General features: G+C 67.8%; 24 protein-coding genes. 14 read left to right on the top strand and 10 right to left on the bottom strand.

The window, feature by feature from the left end; genetic code table 11:
* Positions 1 to 44: 44 nt before the first annotated feature.
* Both Rhe02_RS00895 and Rhe02_RS00890 read right to left on the bottom strand, forming a co-directional pair.
* Positions 45 to 1103, bottom strand: coding sequence for a lysylphosphatidylglycerol synthase transmembrane domain-containing protein (locus Rhe02_RS00895; RefSeq protein WP_203906049.1), 1059 nt, complete (start codon positions 1101 to 1103; stop codon positions 45 to 47).
* A complete protein-coding gene (locus Rhe02_RS00890; RefSeq protein ID WP_203906048.1) occupies positions 1100 to 1693 on the bottom strand; it encodes a TetR/AcrR family transcriptional regulator in 594 nt (197 codons plus the stop codon). The genes Rhe02_RS00895 and Rhe02_RS00890 overlap by 4 nt, the downstream gene beginning before the upstream one ends.
* Positions 1694 to 1814: 121 nt before the next feature.
* On the opposite strand from Rhe02_RS00890, the gene Rhe02_RS00885 reads away from it, so the two are divergent.
* Entirely contained in the window at positions 1815 to 3380 is a 1566-nt protein-coding gene (locus tag Rhe02_RS00885; protein ID WP_203906047.1) for an MDR family MFS transporter, read from the top strand.
* A 94-nt stretch (positions 3381 to 3474) separates the two neighbouring features.
* Here Rhe02_RS00885 and Rhe02_RS00880 read toward each other — a convergent pair whose 3' ends face one another.
* Positions 3475 to 3861 carry a nuclear transport factor 2 family protein gene (locus Rhe02_RS00880; protein WP_203906046.1) on the bottom strand — a complete coding sequence of 129 codons (387 nt, stop codon included), beginning with the start codon at positions 3859 to 3861 and terminating at the stop codon, positions 3475 to 3477.
* Between the two features lie 257 nt (positions 3862 to 4118).
* On the opposite strand from Rhe02_RS00880, the gene Rhe02_RS00875 reads away from it, so the two are divergent.
* From Rhe02_RS00875 to Rhe02_RS00845, 7 genes are all read left to right on the top strand, one after another.
* A complete protein-coding gene (locus tag Rhe02_RS00875; protein ID WP_203906045.1) occupies positions 4119 to 5300 on the top strand; it encodes an ROK family transcriptional regulator in 1182 nt (393 codons plus the stop codon).
* A gap of 154 nt (positions 5301 to 5454) precedes the next feature.
* Positions 5455 to 6549, top strand: a complete 1095-nt coding sequence (locus Rhe02_RS00870; RefSeq protein WP_203906044.1) for a sugar ABC transporter substrate-binding protein — start codon at positions 5455 to 5457, stop codon at positions 6547 to 6549.
* Positions 6550 to 6599: 50 nt separating this feature from the next.
* A complete protein-coding gene (locus Rhe02_RS00865) occupies positions 6600 to 8099 on the top strand; it encodes a sugar ABC transporter ATP-binding protein (protein WP_203906043.1) in 1500 nt (499 codons plus the stop codon).
* Entirely contained in the window at positions 8092 to 9060 is a 969-nt protein-coding gene (locus Rhe02_RS00860) for an ABC transporter permease (RefSeq protein WP_203906042.1), read from the top strand. Before Rhe02_RS00865 ends, Rhe02_RS00860 begins: the two co-directional genes overlap by 8 nt.
* The gene (locus Rhe02_RS00855; protein ID WP_203906041.1) at positions 9057 to 10052 is read left to right on the top strand and encodes an ABC transporter permease; all 996 of its coding nucleotides are present in this window, start codon (positions 9057 to 9059) and stop codon (positions 10050 to 10052) included. Before Rhe02_RS00860 ends, Rhe02_RS00855 begins: the two co-directional genes overlap by 4 nt.
* Positions 10045 to 10911 (top strand): SMP-30/gluconolactonase/LRE family protein, encoded by an 867-nt coding sequence (locus tag Rhe02_RS00850; protein WP_203906040.1) that lies wholly within the window; start codon positions 10045 to 10047, stop codon positions 10909 to 10911. Before Rhe02_RS00855 ends, Rhe02_RS00850 begins: the two co-directional genes overlap by 8 nt.
* A 33-nt stretch (positions 10912 to 10944) precedes the next feature.
* A complete protein-coding gene (locus Rhe02_RS00845) occupies positions 10945 to 11301 on the top strand; it encodes a YbjQ family protein (protein ID WP_203906039.1) in 357 nt (118 codons plus the stop codon).
* Positions 11302 to 11305: 4 nt separating this feature from the next.
* Here Rhe02_RS00845 and Rhe02_RS00840 read toward each other — a convergent pair whose 3' ends face one another.
* The 4 genes from Rhe02_RS00840 to Rhe02_RS00825 form a co-directional block, all read right to left on the bottom strand.
* Entirely contained in the window at positions 11306 to 11776 is a 471-nt protein-coding gene (locus Rhe02_RS00840; RefSeq protein WP_239123146.1) for a hypothetical protein, read from the bottom strand.
* 50 nt (positions 11777 to 11826) lie between these two features.
* Positions 11827 to 12477, bottom strand: coding sequence for a DUF998 domain-containing protein (locus tag Rhe02_RS00835; protein WP_203906038.1), 651 nt, complete (start codon positions 12475 to 12477; stop codon positions 11827 to 11829).
* A 67-nt stretch (positions 12478 to 12544) separates the two neighbouring features.
* On the bottom strand, positions 12545 to 13495 hold the full coding sequence (locus Rhe02_RS00830; protein ID WP_203906037.1) for a LysR family transcriptional regulator: 951 nt from the start codon (positions 13493 to 13495) through the stop codon (positions 12545 to 12547).
* Positions 13449 to 14468: a M64 family metallopeptidase gene (locus Rhe02_RS00825; protein ID WP_203906036.1), complete on the bottom strand. Its 1020-nt coding sequence runs from the start codon at positions 14466 to 14468 to the stop codon at positions 13449 to 13451. The genes Rhe02_RS00830 and Rhe02_RS00825 overlap by 47 nt, the downstream gene beginning before the upstream one ends.
* 89 nt (positions 14469 to 14557) lie before the next feature.
* Here Rhe02_RS00825 and Rhe02_RS00820 point away from each other — a divergent pair, with 89 nt between their 5' ends.
* The 5 genes from Rhe02_RS00820 to Rhe02_RS00800 all read left to right on the top strand — a co-directional run bounded on the left by Rhe02_RS00820 (position 14558) and on the right by Rhe02_RS00800 (position 18223).
* Complete coding sequence (locus Rhe02_RS00820) at positions 14558 to 15103, top strand: alpha/beta hydrolase family protein (RefSeq protein ID WP_203906035.1); 546 nt, start codon at positions 14558 to 14560, stop codon at positions 15101 to 15103.
* Positions 15104 to 15186: 83 nt separating this feature from the next.
* On the top strand, positions 15187 to 16548 hold the full coding sequence (locus Rhe02_RS00815; RefSeq protein ID WP_203906238.1) for a carbohydrate-binding protein: 1362 nt from the start codon (positions 15187 to 15189) through the stop codon (positions 16546 to 16548).
* A 121-nt stretch (positions 16549 to 16669) separates the two neighbouring features.
* Positions 16670 to 16873, top strand: coding sequence for a DUF6458 family protein (locus Rhe02_RS00810; RefSeq protein WP_203906034.1), 204 nt, complete (start codon positions 16670 to 16672; stop codon positions 16871 to 16873).
* A 55-nt stretch (positions 16874 to 16928) separates the two neighbouring features.
* Positions 16929 to 17819 carry an MEDS domain-containing protein gene (locus Rhe02_RS00805; RefSeq protein WP_203906033.1) on the top strand — a complete coding sequence of 297 codons (891 nt, stop codon included), beginning with the start codon at positions 16929 to 16931 and terminating at the stop codon, positions 17817 to 17819.
* Entirely contained in the window at positions 17816 to 18223 is a 408-nt protein-coding gene (locus Rhe02_RS00800) for an ATP-binding protein (protein ID WP_203906032.1), read from the top strand. Before Rhe02_RS00805 ends, Rhe02_RS00800 begins: the two co-directional genes overlap by 4 nt.
* A gap of 6 nt (positions 18224 to 18229) precedes the next feature.
* Here the strand turns inward: Rhe02_RS00800 and Rhe02_RS00795 are convergent, their stop codons facing one another.
* Together Rhe02_RS00795 and Rhe02_RS00790 are read right to left on the bottom strand one after the other, a co-directional pair.
* Positions 18230 to 19687, bottom strand: coding sequence for a dolichyl-phosphate-mannose--protein mannosyltransferase (locus Rhe02_RS00795; protein ID WP_239123143.1), 1458 nt, complete (start codon positions 19685 to 19687; stop codon positions 18230 to 18232).
* 31 nt (positions 19688 to 19718) lie between these two features.
* On the bottom strand, positions 19719 to 20132 hold the full coding sequence (locus Rhe02_RS00790; protein WP_203906031.1) for a hypothetical protein: 414 nt from the start codon (positions 20130 to 20132) through the stop codon (positions 19719 to 19721).
* 57 nt (positions 20133 to 20189) lie between these two features.
* Between Rhe02_RS00790 and Rhe02_RS00785 the strand changes: the two genes are divergently transcribed.
* The gene (locus Rhe02_RS00785) at positions 20190 to 20972 is read left to right on the top strand and encodes an MmyB family transcriptional regulator (RefSeq protein WP_239123142.1); all 783 of its coding nucleotides are present in this window, start codon (positions 20190 to 20192) and stop codon (positions 20970 to 20972) included.
* Between the two features lie 29 nt (positions 20973 to 21001).
* Here the strand turns inward: Rhe02_RS00785 and Rhe02_RS00780 are convergent, their stop codons facing one another.
* Positions 21002 to 21763, bottom strand: coding sequence for an alpha/beta fold hydrolase (locus tag Rhe02_RS00780; RefSeq protein WP_203906030.1), 762 nt, complete (start codon positions 21761 to 21763; stop codon positions 21002 to 21004).
* Between the last annotated feature and the right edge of the window lie 13 nt (positions 21764 to 21776).

Here is a 21776-nt window from a genome sequence, read left to right as displayed (position 1 = left end):
GAGGCGCTAGGCCGCTTCGCCGGCCTGTTTCACGGCGGGGTGAATCAGTGGCTCGGGCCGGTCGTGGTCGCGGTGGCGCTCAGGGTCCTATCAGGTGAGGCCGGCATGTCGTGCGGCGGAGCGAGGTCGGTGTGCGATCGCAGGGTGCGCCGTAGGAAGGCCCAGATCGCCAGGCCCGCGGCGATGATGAGCCAGCACGAGAAGAGGCGGTAGCCGATGACGGCGCCCGCGGCGGAGGCGTCGTCGGCGCCGGCTGCGACGAGTGCACTGAGCAGGCTGGCCTCGATGACGCCCATGCCGCCGGGGGTGAGCGGGATCTGCCGCACGATCTGCACCACGACATAGATCGTGCCGAGGTGGAAGAAGGCAAGGGGCAGATGGACCGCGCGGGTGACCGCGGCGAGGCAGGCCATGTCGGCCAGCCAGTTCGCGGCGGCGAAGGCGAGCGCCGCGGCGCGGTGGCGGGGGGCCATGGTGGCCGCGGCCGCGATGATTCCACCCAGGAAGGTGGCTAGCCGGTTGCTGCGAACCGTTGGCGTGGCAGGGGAATTCGACCTACTTCGGCCGCGCCGCCAGGCGAGGAGGACCGCGACGGCGACGGCTGCGGTGAGCGCGGCGATGGTGGCCACCGGGTGCGCGTGCCAGGTGCTCATCGGGGCTTGGCCCAGCGTGAACAGAAACCCGGTGAGGTAGAGCAGCGCCAGCGCGGCGAAGGAGAGCACCCCAGACAGGATCATGACGGTGGTGGCCGCCTCGCGGCTCGCGCCCCATCGCCGGAACGCTTGATAGGCAAAGCCTGCCGACAGCGCTGTCCCGGCGGGCATGCTGATGGCGATGGCCGAGCGGCTGTAGGTCACGGCCAGCACCCTGCCCATGGCCACGTCGATGCCGACCCCTTTGAGCAGCCGCTGCTGCTGGCGGGCGAACATCGCCATCGACACCCACTCGGCGGCGAACGCCACGGCGATCCAGGTCGGATCGGCCGTGGCGATGACCGACCAAATTGTTGCGGGGCTTGGCAGCTGGTCGCGAACGGTCAATGCGGCGACGGCGATGGCGAGCAGCGGGATGAGTCTGCGGGCCCAGCGTCGTGCCGATGTCATTTGAATCGCTCGGCAACACGGGCCAGGCCCGCGCGGATCGCTTCGTCGAGTGGCTCGCTGCCGTTGCTCTCGGCCCAGATGCCGGCGACCACCCGCAGTGTGGTCAGAAAGGCGGAGGCCATCACGCGTGAGCGCATCGGCTCGTCGGGGTGACCGGGGTCACGGGCAGCGATCTCCGTGGCGAGCTCGTCCTCCAGTTTGGCGTTGGCGGCCATCTGCTCGGCGAGGATCGAAGGATGACGCCGCAGCAGGCGCAGCCGGGCGAGCCAGTCGGGGTCGAGGTCGCCGCGCTCTCGGTAGTGGGCGAGAGTGGCGGCGGTGAGCGCCTGCCACGGTGCCTCGCGCGCGGGGCGGGCCCGCAGCATCTCCAGCAATCGCTGCACACGCACCCGGTCGCCGTGCAGGATGGCGTCTTCCTTGCTGGCGAAGTAGTTGGAAAATGTGCGCCTCGACACGTTGGCCTCGTCGGCGATGGCGTCGCGGGTGACGGCGTCGAGGCCGTGTTCGAGCGCCAGACGCAGCGCTGCCTCGTGCAACGCCTGCCTGGTGGCCTCTTTCTTGCGCTCACGCAAGGTCGTGGTTTCCTCCACGGACCGAGATCATACCGGTCGCCGAGCTTGAATGCCTAGGGGGCAATTTTGCCCTCAGGGCAATCTCGTGGCATGATTCTTAATCATGAAGACCCTTGCTGCGAAGCCGCAGCCTGATGCAATGACGCACCGGGAGATCCTGGAAGCGCTCAGTGGGCTGATGCTGGTGTTGTTTGTCGCCATGATCAGCTCGACCATCGTCTCCACCGCGCTTCCGCGCATCCTTGGCGAACTCAATGGCACGCAGACGCAGTACACCTGGGTCGTCACCGCCACCCTGCTGGCCGCCACCGCCACCACCCCGATCTGGGGCCGCCTGGCCGACATGTTCAGCAAAAAGCTGTTGGTGCAGATCGCCATCGGCATTTTCGTCGTCGGCTCGCTGCTGGCCGGGTTCGCCCAGGATTCTGGGCAGCTCATCGCCGCGCGGGCGGTACAGGGCATCGGCGTCGGCGGTCTGCAAGCGCTGGTGCAGATCGTGATCGCCGCGATGATCTCGCCGCGGGAACGCGGCCGCTACAACGGTTACCTCGGCGCGGTGATGGCCGTGGCGACGATCACCGGACCGCTGCTGGGCGGCATCATCGTCGACACCTCATGGCTCGGCTGGCGCTGGTGCTTCTTCATCGGCGTGCCGATCGCGGTGCTGGCTTTCGCGCTGCTGCAGTGGACCCTGCACATCGCCGTTCCGGCCCGGACCAAGCAGAAGATCGACTACCTGGGCGCGAGCCTGATCGCCGTCGGGGTGAGCGTGTTGCTGATCTGGGTGTCGTTCGTGGGCAACAACTTCGACTGGATGTCGTGGCAGAGCGCCGCGTTCGTCCTCCCCGGCGTGGCGATCCTGGCCGCTGCCGTGCAGGTGGAAAAGCGAGCCGAGCACCCGGTCGTTCCGCTCGACATCGTCAAGCAGCGCACCCCCGCGCTGGCCATCATCGCCAGCCTCGCGGTCGGGATGGCGATGTTCGGCGGATCGGTGTTCCTGGGCCAGTACTTCCAGATCGGGCGGGGCTACACACCGACCGAGGCGGGTCTGCTGACCATTCCGATGATGGCCGGCGTGATGATCGCCACGACCGTCACCGGCCAGCTGGTCACCCGGACAGGAAAGGTGAAGGCCTACATCGTGGCCGGAACCGTCGTGCTCGTCGGGGGCTTCCTCGGCCTGGGCTTCATCGACCACCAGACTCCGCTGTGGCAGCTGGGTCTCGGAATGCTGCTCGTGGGCGCGGGCGTGGGCATGACCATGCAGAACCTCGTGCTGGCCGTGCAGAACACCGCTTCCCTGCGCGATCTGGGCGCGGCCACCGGCGCGGTGACCTTCTTCCGGTCGCTGGGCGGCACGATCGGCGTGTCGGTGCTGGGCGCCGTGCTGGCCACCCGGGTGCAGTCCAACATCACCGAACACCTGGCCGCGGCGGGAATGCCGGCGGGCAAGAGCAGCGGTGGCGGTTCGCTGAACCTCAGCGCGCTTCCTGAAGCGGTGCAAGCGATTGTGCGGGCGGCCTACGGCGACGCCACCGGCCACATCTTCCTCATCTCGGCCGGCATCGGCGTGGTGGGACTCATCGCCGCGCTGCTGCTGCCGAGCATCGTGCTGCGGACGAGTCTGGACCTGCCCGAGCAGGCCGCCACCACACCCGCGGCCAAACCCGAGCCGGTGCTGGCCGGACGGTCCGGGCGCGACTGACCCATCGCCGCAGCCGCGCACGGTCTAGCCTTGGCTCAGCCGTGGCCGCGGGTCGGTCCAGAAACCCAGCCGGGTGAGCACGCGAGCCGCGTGTTCACCCGGCGTTTTCCAGTCCGCCGGGCCAGGCCAGGTATTCGCGGAACTCGCGGATGCGATGCCCGTCGACCACGAAGACCAGACACAGCGCCTGCGTCAGCGGCTGGCCGTGCCAGCTGCCGCGAACAGAGACCTCGAAGGCGACCCGGTCGCCGTCGGCCAGGGTGCCGGTGACGTCGAGCTGGGCGCGCAGGGTGGGGCTGAGATGACCGAAGAATCGCGCGGCTTCGGCGGCGCCGTGCCGCACGCCGGCGAATTCAGCGACCGGAACGTGGAACGTCACATCGGGATCCAGCATCTGCAGCAAGCCCGACCAGTCGCCGTCGGCGGCGCCGTATGCCCAGCGCCGCATGGCCTCTTGGGCCGTCGTCAATGAGGTGGCCATGACGACGGAGTCTGCGCTTTCTCATTAATCCGGTCAATACCAATGGCTGTGTTGCCAAACAATTGCCGTAGTTTTGCATGAACCATTCATAACCGTTGCGGCAGACCAGATGAGAGCGCTCTCGGAAATGATCGAGAATTCCTGGCACCCGGCAGATGTGCTTGGCTTTTGTCTAAAGCAGACTTAATAAAGTCGTGAGAATGCATATTTGGCGACCTGTATTGACTAGTTCAAGGTAAAGCGCTGATACTCGTCGCATGTCCGTCCCCGAAACGCCGTCGTCACAACGCCGGGCCAATCGCGCCCGGGTGATGGGTGCGCTTCGGGAGCGGGGTGCGCTCAGCCGCAGTGCGCTGGCGCAGATCGGGCTTTCCCGCTCCACCGTCACCAGCGTGATCGATGAGCTGATGGCGGCCGGCACCGTGGTCGAGGTGGTGGCCGGCAAGGATGCTCGCAAGACCGGCCGCCCACCGACCCTGGTCGGTCTCAACGGCTCGCTCGGGGTGGCGCTCGGGTTGGAGATCGCCAACGGCGTGGTGCGCGCGGCGATCTGCAACACCGCTCAGGAGTTGCTGGTGCACGACTCCATTCCGGTCGACGACCACACCCCGCCGGAAGCCACCCTCAAGATGGCGGGCACGCTGATCGATCACATGCTGGCCCGGGTGGGGTTCACCCGGGCGCAGGTGATCGGCGTCGGCGTGGCTATGCCCGGGCCGATCCAGCGCCGTACCGGCGTAAATGGCAGAGCGACCACGCTCAAGCCGTGGGTCAACGTCAATCCCTGGGCCACCGCACACGAGGTTTTGCAGTTGCCCCTGCTGGTCGACAACGACGCCAACTTCGGCGCGCTCGCCGAGATGACCTGGGGCGCGGCGCGCGGGTGCAAGGATGTCGCCTTCATCTATTCGGCGTCGGGCATCGGCGCGGGGCTGGTGCTCAACGGCGCGCTTTATTCGGGTGCCAACGGCACGGCCGGCGAGCTCGGGCACACCACCATCGACGAAGACGGTCTGGTGTGCGAGTGCGGCGGGCGGGGCTGTCTCAACACGCTGGCCAACGCCGACGCCATCACCCAGAACCTGTGGCGCAGCCACCGCGACCGGCTGTCCATCGCAGACGTCATCAAGCTGGCCCAGGTCGGCGACGCCGGTTGCCGCCGGGTGCTCGCCGACGCGGGCCGGCACATCGGGTTGGCCGCCGCCAACATGTACAACCTGCTCGACCCGGAGCTGATCGTCATCGGCGGGAATCTGGCCCCGGCTGGGGAGATCCTGCTCGGCCCGCTTCGGGAATCCATGGCTCGCCGGGCTATCCATGCCGGAGAGGTGCTGCCTCCGGTCGTTGTGGGCGAATTGGACTACGACGTCGTCGTGGTCCGGGGCGCCGCATCGGCGGTGCTGAGGGACGCTGAAAGCTTCCCTTTGCCGAAACACTAAACAACCACCTGCGCACAAAACGGCCAGAGCCCAAAGTCTCTGGCCGCCATGCCCGCATGCACGCGGGCTAAGAGATTTGGCCGCGGTTGCCGCCGCTGCCAAACCGTAAGACGCCGCGGGAACGGCCCGGGGCGGTGATACAAGGTGGAGCGAAATGAGCATACATCGGTACGCGCGTCTGCTTGCCGCGGCGGCTGTTGTGCTATTGATCTCAACAGGCTGTGGCGACGGGTCCGCCGACAATCCGGCGACAGGCGGGGCGAAGAGGGTGAAAATCGCGCTCTCCAACTCCTTCATCGGCAACCAGTGGCGGGTGGAGATGGAGAACGTCTTCAAGGCGGCCTGCGCCATGCCGCCCTACCTCGAGCAGGTCGAATGCAGCATCTACAACGCTGGCAACGATGTGTCGACCCAGTCCCGGCAGATCTCGAACCTGATCTCGCAGGGTGTCAACGCCATCGTCATCAACGCCGCGTCGACCAGCGGCCTCAACGGTGTGGTGCAGCAGGCGTGTGACCGCGGCATCGTGGTGGTGTCGTTCGACAACACGGTGGACGCTCCGTGTGGCCTGACCGTCAACACCGATCAGGTCAAGTTCGGTAAGCAGCTGGCGCAGTTCATCGTCGACCAGCTCAAGGGGCAGGGCAACGTCATCATGGTCACGGGCGTGGCCGGCACGGGTGCCGACAACGACCGCAACAAGGGCGCCAAGGAGGTCTTCGCGGCCAACCCCGGGATCAAACTTGTCGGCGAGTACACCGGCATGTGGGATTCGGCGACCGCGCAGCGCAACACCTCAGCCCAGCTGCCGGGGCTGCCGAAGGTGGACGGGGTATGGGTCTCGGGCGGCACCGACGGCGTGATCAAGGCGTTCGCCGAGGCGGGCCGGCCGATGCCGGTGTTCGGTGGGGAAGGGGAGAACGGCTTCCGCAAGTACATGGCCGGCATCCTCACGCCCAAGGTGGTCGGCATGTCGGTCGGGCAACCGCCGTTCCTGTCGGTCATCTCGCTGGAGCTGGCGCGGGCGGTGCTCAAGGGTGAGCGCCAGAAGAAGAGCATCGAAATCCCGTTCCCGGTGGCCACTTCCGACTCGCTCAAGCCGGGCGAGACCGTGTTCCCGGATCTGCCGGACAGTTTCTTCGCCGACTTCACCGACTCGGGCCCCAACGCCACCGTCGTGCTGTGCCAGAACGCGGCCACCGACGGAACACCTTGCCCTGGAACGCTAAAAGTCAACCTCGGTTCCTGATCATGGGGGCCTCGTCGATGGTACTCACAGAAAAATCCGAGATGCAGGTCATGGCGATCGAAGCGTCCGGAGTCGACCGTGCCTTTGGCGGGGTCCAGGCTCTGCGGGGGGCGTCGTTCGCGGCGCGCCCCGCAGAGATCCACGCCCTGGCCGGTGAGAACGGCGCGGGCAAGAGCACGCTGATCAAAGTCCTATGTGGAGTGATCACCGCCGATCGGGGGAAGGTGGAGATCTTCGGCCAGCAGGTGCGCCGCGTGGTCGAGCCGGCCGCGCGGCGTGGTCTCGGTGTGGCGACAGCGTTTCAGGAGCTTTCGCTCATCCCCGACCTGACCGTCGCGGAGAACCTCCTCCTGCACAGCCCACCGCGCGGGAGGCTGGGCCTGGTCCGGCGCGGCCGGCTGGTTCCCGAGGCCGAGGCGATCCTGCACCGTTACGGCGTGGACTACATCGACAGCCGGCTCACCGCGGCCGAGCTGTCGGTCGCGCACCGGCAGGTGGTGGAGCTGGTGCGGGTACTGGCCACCGAGCCCAGGGTGCTCATCCTCGACGAGCCGACCGCTGCCCTGCCCGACAAACAGGTGGAGTGGCTCTCCGGGCACATGAGGCGGCTGCGCGACGCGGGCACCTGTGTCATCTTCACCTCGCATCGCTGGCGTGAGATCGAGGCGCTCGCCGACCGGGTGACCGTGATGCGCAACGGAACCCACGTCGCCACCCGGGAAAACCTTTCCGAGGCCGAAGCGGTCACGCTTATGAGTGGGCGCACCTTCGAGGGTACCTATCCCGATGTCACCACCATCGCGACCGGCGAGACCGCTTTGCGGGTAAGCGATTTGCGAGGCGGCCGGTTGCAGGGTGTCTCGTTCAGCATGCGCCAGGGCGAGATCCTGGGCGTGGGAGGCTTGGCCGGGCAGGGGCAGCGGGACCTGTTCCTCACCCTGTTCGGCGCGCAGCGCGCAGCGGCCGGAAACCTTGAGGTGGGCGGCTTCCCGGTCACCCTGCGCCGGCCGCGCGATGCCATCCGGGCCGGGCTGGGCATCGCCTATGTGCCAGAGGATCGCAAGGCGGAGGGCCTGTTCCTGCCACTGTCCATTCGCGACAACATCGCGCTCGCCACGCTGGCCCGTCGTTCCTCCGGCGGGCTGGTGAGCCGGGGCCGGGAAGCGCAAGCCGTGGCCTCGCTGGTCGGGCAGCTGCGCATCGGCGCGGGCCGTTCCACCAGCCAAGCGGTGGGCAACCTGTCCGGGGGCAACCAGCAGAAGGTACTGATGGCCCGGTGGCTGCTCACCGACGCCCAGGTGCTGCTGCTCTTCGACGTGACGCGGGGAGTGGACGCGGCCACCAAACGCGACATCTTCGATCTGATCGCTCAGCTGGCCGCGCAGGGCAAGGCGATCCTGTTCTATTCGTCAGAGACCGAGGAGATCGCGCATCTTTGTCATCGGGTACTGGTCCTGCGCGAGGGACGGGTTGCCGTAGAACTCGACGGGCCGGTGCGCGACGCCGAGCGCATCGTGGCCGCCTCGCTGAAGGAGGTGCCCGGTGCCTGATCGGTTGCGCCGGCTGCTGAGCGGCCCGGCCAGTCTTGGCTACGCGGTGCTCACCGCGACCGCGGTGACCTATCTGCTCGTCTACACCACGAACCTGGGCCATCTGCCCACCTCGTTCGACTACCTGTCCATCCTCAACACCACGCTGCCCCTGGTCTTTGTCGCGATTGGACAGAGCCTGGTCGTCATCACCGGTGGCATCGACCTGTCGGTCGGGGGAATAGTCGCCTTCTGCGTCGCTGTCACCGCGACCCGGGTGCACGGATCGGGCCTGACCCCTTTCGCCTGGCTGCTGGCCATACTGGCGCTGGGGACAGCCTGCGGGGCGGTCAACGGCGTGATCGTGGCGCGGGCGCGGATCGCTCCCATCCTCACCACGCTGGCGACCCTGTCCATCTTCAGCGGGCTCGCGCTGTGGGTGCTGCCGGTGCCGGGCGGCTCCATTCCGTCCGGGGTGCGGATGGTGCTCACCAACCCGACCGTGCCGACCGGCCTGATCTGGCTCAGCCTCGCGGTGCTCGGCTGGCTCGTGTTGCGTCGCACCAGATTCGGCATGCGCGTCTACGCGGTCGGCAGTGACGAGACCAGTGCGGTGGCGATAGGCGTCCCGGCGGCCCGGATTAAGATAGCGGTCTATGCGCTCTCGGGCCTGTGCAGCGCGCTGGCCGCGGTGTTCTACGTGTCCACCACCACGGCCGGCGACGCGAACGCGGGTGGCCCCTTCATCCTGACCTCCATCGCCTCGGTGGTGGTCGGCGGCGTGGCCTTCAGCGGTGGCCGGGGCAGCGCGCTGGGCGCGATGGCCGGTGCGGTCGCGCTCACCCTCGTCATCGACGTCATCTTCTTCGCCGGCATCGATCCGCTTTACCAGTCACTGTTTCAGGGGCTCTTCCTGGTTGTCGCCGTGCTGCTGGGCACCGGGGCCGCTCTGATCGCCCGAGCAAGAAGGGGAGCGTTGTGAGCACAACGGAAATCGGCGGTCCGTCCTGGCGCGCGCGACTGCGCGCGCTGACACCGAACACGCGGCGCGTGCTTTACGCCTGGGCCGCGGCGGTGGCGGTGATCGCGATCGGCTCGCTGTTCAACCCGGATTTCGCCACCTGGTCAAGCCTTCGGGTGATGCTCGTCGTGGCCAGCTTCATCGGATTCGTCGCCGCCGGGCAGATGCTCGTGGTGCTCGTGGGCGGCATCGACCTGTCAATCCCCTGGGTGCTCAACGGCGCGGCGATCGTGCTGACCACCACCAGCCTCGGGCAGACCGGGCGGACTGGGCTCGCCCTGGCGCTGGCGCTCGGGCTCGGCGCGGTCATCGGCTTCGCCAACGGAATGGGTGTGGCCTGGCTGGGCGTGCCCGCGGTGGTGATGACGCTGGGCATGAACGGGGTGATGCAAGGCCTGACCCTGGGCCTGTCCAAGGGGCTCACCTGTGCCTCGTGCGCCTCCTACGCGCCCAAGCCGCTGCGGGAGGTGTTTGTGGACAAGGTCTTCGGTGTCCCGGCCCAGCTGTTGCTGTGGGCGGGAGTCGCGCTGTTGCTCACCGTCCTGTTGACGCTGACCACCTTTGGCAGGCGCGTCTACGCGGTCGGGGTCAGCCCGCGGGGGGCCTACCTGTCCGGGGTCAGCGTGCGCGGGGTGACGGTCGCGCTCTACACGCTCAGCGGAGTCTTCGCCGCGATCGCCGGAATAGCCTTGGTCGCCTACGGCGGTCAGCCATCGCTCGGGCTCGGCGACCCCTACCTGTTCGAGTCCATCGCCGCGGTCGTGGTGGGCGGCGTCTCGATCCTGGGCGGGCGCGGGCATTACGTCGGCGTCGTCGCCGGCTCGCTGACCCTGGTCGCCGTCGTCACCTTCCTACAGGCACAACGAGTCCCCGAATACGGCCGCAGCATCATCTACGGTCTGGTCATCCTCGCCATCTTGCTCACCTACGGCAGGGAAAAATCCAATGCCTGAAGTCTTTTCCGACGTCAAGTGCGAGCTGGGCGAGAGTGCGCTGTGGGATGCGCGGCTGTCCCGCTTCTACTGGGTCGACATCACCGGCCAGAAGATCTATTCACGGGACTGGCCCTCCGGGCCGACCCGCACCCTGCAGCTGCCCGACCCGGTCGGCTCGGTCGCGCTGCGCGCCGGGGGCGGTCTGCTGGCCGCGCTGCGGCACTCGCTTGTCTACTGCGACATCGATTCGGGCGACCTCGAGGTCGTCTACACGCTGGAGACCGACCTGGCCGGCAACCGGTTCAACGACGGCGCAGTCGATCCGCAGGGCCGGTTCTGGTTCGGCTCCATGGACATGGCCGAGTCCCAGCCGACCGGCACGTTCTACTGCTTCCATCCGGATAGGACGGTCTCGGCCTCGTTCGGGGGCATCATCTGCTCCAACGGGCCGGCGTGGAGCCCGGACGGGCGCACCGTCTATCACGTCGATTCCACTCGGCAGGTGGTGCGGGCCTACGATTTCGAGCCGGGCACGGGCACGGTCGGGCAGGGGCGCGTCTTTGTGTGCGACGAGGGCGAGCCTTGGTACCCGGACGGAGTCACCGTGGATGCCGAGGGCTTCGTGTGGAACTGCAAATGGGACGGCGGCCGGATAGTGCGCTACGCCCCGGACGGCAGCGTCGACCGGGTGGTGATGGTGCCGGTGCCGCGACCCACCCGGTGCGCCTTCGTCGGCCCGGACCTGAGCACCCTGGCCGTCACGAGCGCGAGCATCGGCCTGAGCGCGGACCAGCTGGCGCAAGCGCCGCTCTCCGGCCAAGTACTGCTGCTCGACCCGGGATGCCGCGGCCTTGCCACGCCATGGTTCGCAGGCTGACATGGGTGGATCGGCCCGGCTAGCGTGTGACCAATGATGGTGGTGACTTCCAATGAAGTACCGGGCTTCGAGATCGGCGCGGTGTACGGCGAGGTGTTCGGGCTGACCGTGCGGGCCATGACGATCGGCACGACCTTCAGCGCGGGGCTGCGCGCCATGAGCGGAGGCGAGATCCCGGAGATGTCCCGGCTGCTGGCAGAAAGCCGAAACCAGGCCATGGCCCGGATGGTCGAGCAGGCCAAGGCGCGCGGCGGGAACGCGATTGTGGCGATGCGCTTCGACACCGGCTCCTTCCAGCAGTGGACCGAGGTCTGTGCCTACGGCACCGCCGTCTGGGTGACACCGGTGAGCGATTTCGCCAAGGCGAACTTCAAGAAGCTCGTCGACTAGGCGCTCAGCTGACGATGGTGACGGAAGACGCGGCGTAGTGGGCGTTGTCCCACATCGTCAGCACCACCGCGAGGACGAAGACCTGGACGGCCGGCTCGAGCTGGGGAAGGTCGGCGACCGCGTCGGTGCGCCAGGTGCTCACGCGCCTGATCACGCCGGTGACCCGGCCTCCCGTGACCAGGGCCTCCTCCTGCCGCCACATGGAGGTGCGCTGGAACGCATAGGTGTGCCCGCCCGCCTGCACCGTCCAGTTCTTGCGGCCCACCCGCTCCGCCGCGGCTATCACCCGGTCGGTGCCGAGGGTCATCGTGTACTTGCTGCCCCAGGCATTGGCGCGGATCGTGTAGCTGTGGCCGTCCAGTGCGAAGGTGCCCCCATTGCGCCACAACGACCGGTTCCACCTGGTGATCAGCTGGTTGCCGGCCATGATGTCGTAGGAATTGGTCCACCAGCTGGGTTTGCGGGCGTGCAACATGGCGCCATGGTAACCAGCCCTGTCACGCCCGGTGATCCAGTGCGCGTCCGCTATGACTCGCGGTCGCGGAAGATGGTGTTGCTCTTGGTGAACCAGGCGATGCCGAAGGCGAAGATGGCCACCGACTCGCCCCACCACAGCGGACGTATCGTACGGACCACGTCGTCGGGCAATATCCTGCTGCCCAGCGCGGCCAGGCCCAGACCGACCAGGATCGCTATCCCGCTGATCGTATAGATGACATTGCGGGTCTTCTTGCGCATGGTCAGGGCGCTCGGCGCGGTCGAGCGCGGGAACAGGAAGAAGCAGAAGGCGGCCAGGTCGAGGAAGAGGATGATGGCCGCCACGCCGTGCACTATTCCGGTCGTGTCGTCGGCCGCGGAGACGAGGATCTGCTCGCCCTTGGGGGTGGTGGGGAACAGGGCCACCGCGATGGCGGCGATGCCGGCCACCGTGCTCAGCACATTGTCCGGGCGGGCATAGCGATAGCAGATGAGGAAGACCCCGATGGCGCAGAGGCTGCCGACGAAGACGTCGCGCATGTCGGTGTAGTAGGCGCCGCTGATCGAGTTGAGCAGGACAGCCTCGCCGACCTGCAGCGCGTATCCGATCGTGATCACCACCGGCAGGGCCATGCCCATGACGCCGACCCCAAGCCGCAGGCGGCGAACCGTGGTGGTGTCCTGCGAGACAGTTGCCATAGTATGCCTGCTCTCTCGGGGGCCGATGGGACGGTAGGAAACTGAGTACGCGGCTGATCGCGAATTGTCAATCAAACTCACCCCGGCGGGCGGCCCGCCAGGCCAGGTAGGAGGGTGCCCGCTGGGCATAGTCGTGATGGGCCTCCTGGCCGAATCGCAGCAGCATCGCCAGATGCGGGGCCAGCGGGCCGTCGCGGCGGCACGCGAGCAGGTGACGCATGACGATCGGCGAGCCGGCCAGCGGCCGTACCACGATGCCTTCGGAAACCTCAAAAACGGCCTGGCATGCCGAGATGGCCTGGCGGGCGGCGACGAGATCGCAGATCGGGGCGCGGCTGGCGATGGTGTACGGCACCCGGGCGATGAACCCGGCCTGCTGGCAGGCGGCGTGGAAGCAGTCGGGCCAGCCGGCCCCGTCCGAGGGGGTCAGCGCCCAGGTCTCGTCGGCCAGGTCAGCCAGCTCGATCTCCTGCCTACCGGCGAATTGGTGCTGCGCCGAGAGCGCGACAAAGACCGGCTCGAACTCGATCACCTCGCAGGCGATGCCCGGCGGCGGTCGCACCTCGAACCCCGGATAGTCCACAGTGGTCAGTGCGTCCAGCCGGCCCGCCATCAGCAACTCCCACAGCAGGCGCGGCGAGTACTCCATCTGCAGCCGCAGATCGATGTCGTGCAGGTAGGCGCCGAGCCGATGCGCCTGCCCCACTGCCACCGACCCCATCGCGCCACCGAGCCGGATGATCCGGCCGCCGTCGTGATGGCGGGCCGCGCCACGCCTGAGCTCATCCATGTTCAGCAAAGTGGCCCTGGCCCGGCTGAGCACGAACTCGCCCAGCCGGGTCAGGGCCGCTCCCTGCCTGCTCCGGGTGAACAGGGGACCCCCGAGCTCACGTTCCACCCGCTGCAGCTGTGCGGTGAGGGCAGGTTGGGAAAGCCCAAGCGCCGCAGCGGCTTTCGTCAGGCTGCCGGTGTCAGCGATCGCGCAGACCGCCCGCATATGCCGGATCTCGAGATCCATCAGTCCATGATGGGGCGTCGGGTGGTGCGGCCGTGATGACAATCTTGGCCGCGATCGCGGCGTCCATGGCGTCCAGGCCCACCAGGTTGAACGGTTTGCCCAGCGAGCGCATGAGGGAGTTGTCCGATGGCCGGTAGATCCCGTTGGCGTACTGGTTGGCGCCCTGGAAGGTGCCGATGACGCCGCCGTCGGGGGTCGGCCGTCCAATGTAGGCATACCACTTGGTACGGGCCGCCGTCATCTGGGCCGAGGTGAGCTTCGAGGCGTTGATCCAGGTGGGTTCGCCGCCGGTGTAGGTGCGCCCGGCGGTGAAGTATTCGTCGGCGAGCCGGCCGATCGAGTGGCCGAATTCGTGGATCGCCACCTGGCCCGACTGGGCGTTGCCGCCGGAGGCCGTGGCCAGACCACCGCTCGTGTAACCCGCGCCGCCATATTTGGTGCTGTTGGCCAGGGCCATCACCTGGTCGACGGCGGGCGCGTTGGCGGCGAAGCCCAGCGCCTTGGACTGGCTGACGCACAGCAGGCGTTCCGTTCCCCCGCACCAGAAACCCATGTCCATCGCGGTGCTGCGGCTGATCCCGCGGGTCGGGTCGTTGTCCACACCGGAGCTGGCGGAGATGACATGGACCAGCCACACGTTGAAGTAGGCCTTGTACTTCTTGAACGGCTCGACCGCGGACACCTCGTTCCATTTGGCGGTGGCGTGACTGACGAAAAGGCTTTGCTGGCTTGCGGTGTAGCCGTCGCCGACGAAGACCAGGTCGAATCGCTGGCTCGACGGGCCGGTCTGCTGCAGCGGCGTGACGTCGGCGGCCAGTGCCGCCAACCCACTCGGTGCGGTGTCCACCTGCTTGGGCAGGTAGAGCTGGGTAATGGTGCCGTCGGGGGAGAAGACCTCGCGCCACTCGTGGGCCACCGCGGCCGGGCCGGGGGCGAGGCTCAGGGCCAGAGTCATGACTACGGAACGGAGCATGGAGGGGGTGCTCCTTTCTGGAAGGTTGTGCACGACTCTCCCGGGGCAGCCCCAGAGATTGGTAATCTCGAATCCCATAATCAAGGCTGATGACGATCGTCGATGAGGTGGCCATGCGAAGCTGGGGCCTGGTCGCGATCGGCACCATGTACACCCATGCCCCGGACGCCGACGACCTTGGCAATGCGCCCGACGGCCCGGACGGCGCTTCGACGGCCAACGTGCAGCGCGCCGTCAAGGCCCGCGCCCTGCTGACCCGTGTCGGCGGTGTCGACCTGACCCGGCTCGCCGCGCACGGCCACAGCATGGGCGCTTTCGTCACCGGTCGGCTGTTGGGTGCCCACCCGGGCGACTTCCGGGCGGCGTCACACACCGCGGGCGGGGTCAGCGACGGTCCCAATGCCACCAAGCCGGCCGCCGCCCAGCAGATCGTCACGCCTTACCAGCTGCACCACGGCGACATCGACCAGGTCGTCGCGCTGGCGTTGGACCAGCGGCTCGACACCATCCTGACCGGCAACGCGGTGCCGCATGAGCTGCGGGTCTACGCCGGCTTCGACCATCAGCGGATGGCTATGGACCCGACGATGCTGGCGCGGGTGCGCGCCTGGTACCAAACCCACGGCGTCCTGTAACGACAGTGCTATAGACATTGACAGTAAACCTTCCTAATAATTAACAGATGTGGAACACCTATCGATTGACACCACCCCGGCGCATGGTGGTGGCGGCCGCGGTGAGCGCCGCCGTGACGATCGTGACCGCGCTGATCCTCGTTCCGTCGGGGCGGGCCGCGGTCGCGCCTGACGCGGTCGGCGTCCTTGTCGTGTGCAACTCACCGGCCTGGGCCGAGGGGAATACCTACACCGTGGGAACGCGGGTCACCTACAGCGGCCGGCTCTACGAAGCGCTGGTGACGCACACCGCGTACGTCGGCGCGGGCTGGAACCCCGCTGCGACGCCTTCGCTTTGGCGCGACCTAGGCGCCTGCACCGGGGCGCCGCCCTCCTCGCCCCCGCCTCCCTCGTCACCACCCCCGTCCTCACCGCCGCCGTCGTCGCCCCCGCCGCCCTCCTCGCCGCCGCCCTCCTCGCCGCCGCCGTCCTCGCAGCCGCCCGGAGGCACGACGTGTGCGGTGAAGTCGCGGCCGGCCGGCAAGGTGCTGCAGGGGTATTGGGAGAACTGGGATGGCGCGGCCAATGGGGTACACCCGCCGCTGGGCTGGATCCCGATCACCGACTCGCGCATCCGTACCCACGGCTACAACGTGGTCAACGCGGCCTTCCCGGTCATCCGCTCCGACGGCACCGTGCTGTGGGAGGACGGCATGGACGCGGGCGTCAAGGTGGCCACCCCGGCCGAGATGTGTTCGGCCAAGGCAGCCGGGCTGACCATCCTGATGTCCATCGGCGGCGCGGCGGCCGGCATCGACTTGGGCTCCAGCGCGGTCGCCGACCGGTTCGTAGCCACCATCGTGCCGATCCTGAAGCGGTACAACTTCGACGGGATCGACATCGACATCGAGACCGGCCTCACCGGCAGCGGCAACATCAACCAGCTGTCGGCGTCGCAGGCGAACCTCATCCGCATCATCGACGGCGTGCTGGCCCAGATGCCGTCGAACTTCGGCCTCACCATGGCGCCCGAGACGGCGTACGTCACCGGCGGCAGTGTGGTCTACGGCTCGATCTGGGGCGCCTACCTGCCGATCGTGAAGAAGTACGCGGACAACGGGCGGCTCTGGTGGCTGAACATGCAGTACTACAACGGAAGCATGTACGGCTGCGCCGGCGACTCCTACTCGGCCGGGACGGTGCAGGGCTTCACCGCGCAGACCAACTGTCTCAACCAGGGGCTGGTCATCCAGGGCACCACCATCCGGGTTCCCTTTGACAAGCAGGTTCCCGGGCTGCCAGCGCAGGCCGGAGCGGGCGGCGGTTACATGACCCCGTCGCTGGTGAGCCAGTGCTGGAACCCGTTCCGCACCACGCTCAAGGGCCTGATGACGTGGTCGATCAACTGGGACGGTTCCCGCAACTGGACCTTCGGCGACAACGTCAAGGCGCTGCAGGGCCGCTAGACCGTCGGTAACCCGAACGACCGGGCCGCAAAAAACTGCGGCCCGGTCGTGTGTTTGGGCTCGCCTGAAGTGGGGTAACTCGCGCCGCACGCTAACTGCGCACCCATCAGGAGGGCACATCATGGGCATTGGCGCCAGCATCTTCCTCATCGTCGTCGGCGCGATCCTCACCTTCGCCCTCGACGTCACCGTCGCCGGCGTGGACATCGACATGGTCGGATGGATCCTCATGGTCGGCGGCGTGCTTGGGCTGATCTTCACCGCCTTCATCTGGGGGCCGCGCAACCGCACCGTGGTGACCCGTGAGGAACACCGCGAGCTGTGACACCGGTGAATGCCGCAGTGACGCCGGTCGGCACTGCGGCGCTTATCGAATGGTGGTGAGTCGACGGCAGGGGACAGGTGACGTGGGCGAGGCGGTGGCGGTACATCAGCTTGCGGGTGGCGACCACGCCTGCCTGACCTTCAGCGACCCCGACGAGCGGCTCGATCTGGTGGCGGAGTTCATCGCCGGCGGGCTGGGCGCCGGACAGCGGGTCATCTGGTTCACCGAGTCGATTCCGCTGGCCGATGTCGCCGCGCAGCTGAGCGCCAGGCAGATCCCCGTGGCCGAGGCGATGGAGATCGGCCAGCTGGCGGCGTTCTCGGCCAGCCACTCCTGGCTGTCAGACGGGCGCGCCGACGGTGAGCGGATGATGAGCCGCATCAGCGGGGATCTCGAGCGCGCGCTGCGCGACGGCTTTGCCGGTCTTCGGGTCACCGCCGACATGCGCTGGGCGACCGCGCCCGTGGTCGCGGCGGAGCAGCTGCTCGCCTTCGAAAAGCAGGCCTCGCTCGGGCCGGGCAGCGATCGGCTCACCGTGATGTGCCAGTATGACCGGGAGGTCTTCGACTCGGTGACGCTGGGCTTCGCGGCCGACACCCATGCTAAAACCGTTGCGGCGGAAGCGTATTACGACACCGCCCTGCTGCGCATCTGCCGGCAGTACAGGCCGCCCGGCATCCGGATCGCCGGCGAGATCGATTGTTCTCATCTGGTACCACTACAGCAAGCCCTGGCCGAAGCGCTGCGCCTCGACGAGACGATCTACGTAAACCTTTATAAGTTGCAATTCATCGATGTCACGGCCGCCACGGCAATTGCCAAGGCGGCATTGAACCTTCCGCCCGAGCGGGAGATGATCGTGGAGTGCTCGGAAATGGTGGCGACGGTTCTGGAAGCGGTCGGTGCGAGTCAGGTGCCGCAGCTGCGAATCAGGACCAAGCCGTGAACGCCCGGGACAACACCCGCGAACAGGCCGGTCTGTCCATCGGGTTCACCGCCGACCGGCTCTACGCGCTGAGGGCCGCGCTGGCCGCACACGGCATGCGCCTGGGCCTGGAAGGGCCAAGGCTCGGGCATTTGCTGGTGGTGGCGACCGAGCTTGTTACCAATGTCATCCGGCACAGCGACGGGCACGGCCACATCCGGCTCTGGCGCTCGGACGCCAGGGTCTACTGCGAGGTCACCGACAACGGGCCGGGGATAGCCGACCCGGAGGTCGCCGGGCGGGAACAGGTGCCGCTCACCGGTGACGGCGGCCGCGGTCTGTGGATCGTGCGCCAGCTCACCGACGAATGCACCATCACTTCCCGTGATCCCGGCACCTGCGTGACCGTGGTCTTCGCGCTCTGAGCCGGGTCAGGCCCAGCGATTGCCCAGCCACATTCGCTTGGCCCAGTCCAGGGTCGGAATCGATTCCCCGCTGTAGATGGGGAAGAAGAACGCGAAATTCAGCACCACCAGAATCACGAACGCACCGGCGATCACGGTGCCGGTCTGCAGGCGGGCGAAGTCCTGCGGCATCCCGCGCGGCGAGGAGGCCAGCATGCCCAGCGTGAAGACGACCGCGAGGATGAGGAAAGGCTCGGCCGGAAGGGCGTAGAAGTAGAACATCGTGCGGGTGGAGAAGAAGAACCATGGCACGAGAGCGAATGCGGACATCACCAGGATGGCCCCGGCCCGCCAGTCCCGCCGGGCGACGCCGAACCAAGCCGTGAGCAGCAGCGCGGGCAGGAAACTCCACCACAGCAGCGGGGTACCGAGCAGGACTATCTCGGCGATGCAGTCCGTCGCTCCACATGGGACAGAGCGGTCGATGTAGAACGGCAGCGATCGCCCGAGCACCAGCCAGGTCCAGGCCGGGGAGGCGAACGGGTGCGCGTCGTCGAGCTGCAGATGGAACTGCAGCGCGGCATGGTGGTACTCGATGAGGTTTCTCAGGTCGCCGAAGAAGAACGGCTCGGACAGCCCACGATCGCGCAGCCAATGGCGGTAGTAACCGGTGTCGGTCAGGAACCATCCCGACCAGGTGGCCAGGTACACCACCACCACGATGGCGAAGCAGACGACCAGCCAGAGCAGCTCGTCGAGGAAGGCGTCGAGCACCGGGCGGCGCGCGCCATGGCGACGGCGCACCCCGATTTCCCACCACATCACCAGAATCAGCAGCGCGGGCAGGAACGCCAGCGCGCTCCACTTGACCCCGGTCGCGCAGCCCAGCAGCGCCGCGGAGGCCAGCCGCCACCAGGGCACCGCAAACGCGGGCCGGCTGGCCGGGCCGCTCGCGCCCGGGTCGCCGCCGTCGGCGACGAAGCGGGCCCATCGCTCGCGGCGCTGGTCGCGATCGAGCACGAGCGCGCCGAAAGCGGCCAGCACGAAGAACATCAGGAAGATGTCCAGTAGCGCCGACCGCGAGAGCACGAAGTGCATGCCGTCAAAGGCCATCAGCAGCCCGGCGGCGCATCCCAGCACGAGGGAGCCGAAGAGGCGATGCGCCACCCGCGTGATCATCAGGATGGTGGCGACGCCGATGACCGCGGCCCCTATCCGCCAGCCGAAGCTGTCGTAGCCGAAGGCCTTGATCCCGGCCGCGATCATCCATTTGCCCAGCGGCGGGTGCACCACGTAGGCCGGGCCGTTGCCGATGACGTCCCACTCCACGCCGCGGGTGAGCATGTCGTTGGCGTCGCCGACGTAATGAACCTCATCGAATATCTCGCTGTTGGGCGAGCCCAGGTTGGCTATCCGGATGACGGCGCCGATGGTGGCCACTGCGAACGCCGCGAACCAGGCGGGCGCCGTCATCAAATACCTCACGGCATGGATCGTAGGCCGCGCCGGCCGCTTGTCACGTTCCGGGCGAGAGGACCGCCCGCCCGGAGGCGATGACCTGCCAGAGCGCCAGCACGAGCACGGCGGCCGCCTGTGCGAGGACGAACAGGGTTCCCAGCGTGGTCAGCGGAAGCCAGGCGGCGAAAGCGGTCGCCACACTGGCCACCACCCACAGCCCGTTGACCACCACGATGGCTCGCACCGCGCCCCGGCTCGGCACGGCCCGCAGGCCGGTCCACAGCACGAAGGCCGCGAAGACCACCAGCACGATGCCGGCCTCCACCAGCAGACCTTTGCCCACGCCGAGCGGCTCGGCAAGCCACCCACCGGCGACCAGCAGGAGCAGGCCCATCGCCGCCGAGGCGGTCGCGTCTGCTTTCAGCGCTATGCGCAGCGAATTCGTCTGTTCAATGTTCCGTGTCATCGTCATGCCGCCTACGATCTCGGCAGTGGGGTCATGTTGTCGATTACCCGGGAGGTAATGGCGGTGGCGACCGAACATCGTCCGGTGGGGCAGCTGCTGCGGCGGTGGCGGGAGGAACGGCGGCTCAGCCAGCTGGAGCTTTCCTCGCTGTCCGGGGTGTCCACCCGCCATCTCAGCTTCGTGGAAACCGGGCGCTCCCAGCCCAGCCGCGAGATGGTGCTGCGCCTGGCCGACCAGCTCGATGTGCCGCTGCGGGAACGCAACCAGCTCCTGCTGACCGCCGGCTACGCGCCCGTCTACGCCCAGACCCCGCTGTCCTCACCGCACATGACACAGGTGCGGGCCGCGATCGCGCAGGTGATCGCCGGGCACGAGCCCTATCCGGCGATCGTGGTGGACCGCGAGTGGAACCTGGTCGACGCCAACGGCGCGGCCGGCGTCTTCATGACCGGGATAGCCGCCCACCTGCTGCAGCCACCGTCCAATGTGCTCAGAGCCAGCCTGCATCCCGACGGTCTGGCGCCGCGAATAGTCAACCTGGGGGAGTGGCGGGCGCACCTGCTGGCCCGGCTGCGCCGGCAAACCGGCTTCGCCGCGGGCGAGCAGCTGGCCGAGCTTTACGCCGAGCTCAGCGCCTACCCTTGCGATCAGCCGGAACCCCACGTCGAGCTGCCCGGGCCGGGCGACATCGTGGTGCCGCTGCGGGTGCGCCACGAGGGCGGGGAGCTGGCCTTCTTCAGCGTTCTCACCACATTTGGCACCCCGCTGGACATCACCGTGGCCGAGCTTTCCATCGAGTCGTTCTTCCCCGCCGACGCCAGGACTGCCACCGCGCTGCGCGGCTAGCCGGGGCCTTCAGCCGCAACGTTCATCTGCTACTTGCTCGCCTCGAGGTGCTCGAACAGCAGGGCGTGCAGCCGCTCCGGCACGCGCAGCGGCAACAGGTGGTCCGCGCCGGTCAGCATCTCCAGCCGGGCATTCGGAATCGTTGCCGCGTAAAGGTTTCCGATGTCGGTGATGGTGTCCACATCGCGGTCGCCGAGCACGACGAGGGTGGGTGCGGCGATCTCGCCCAGCCGCTCGACGGCCGAAGGCTCCTCGCGCTGGAAGTCCTCCTCGGTGTTGAGCCAGTCCGCTTGGTCCAGCAGGGTTTGCGAGGCGGGGTCGGCGATGAGCTCGCCGTCGGCGTCGAAGGACATGATCCCCCACCGCCGGAGCACCTCGACCGCCACGCCGTGGGCGTCGCCCCGCTCATCCGCGGCGATCATCGCGGCGCTGTATTCGCGCGGCGGCCACTGGTACCCAGAAAGGCCTGGCGCGACAAGGGAAAGTGACTTCAGCCGGTGCGGTGCGGCAAGGGCCACATCGGCTCCGGTGGCGCCGCCCTGGGACAGCCCCACCCAGTGCGCGACATCCACCTTCGCGTCGTCGAGCACGCGCAGCGCCAGCTCGACGAGGGAGAAAAACTCGGTCGGCCGGGGCGAGCGGCCGTAGCCGGGAAGGTCATAGCGAATGACCCGGTAGCCGCGGCCCAGCAAGGCGGGCACGGCCAGATCCCAGATGCGGCTGTCGGTCACCCCGGCGTGGGCCAGAATGACAGCTTCGCCGGTGCCCTGATCTTCTACGTAGACGTCCACCGGCGAAGGCTAT

Source organism: Rhizocola hellebori, from assembly GCF_016862955.1.
Classification (GTDB): Bacteria; Actinomycetota; Actinomycetes; order Mycobacteriales; family Micromonosporaceae; genus Rhizocola; species Rhizocola hellebori.
Note: the sequence above shows the minus strand (reverse complement) of the source record. Positions and strands in the feature narration are given on the sequence as shown.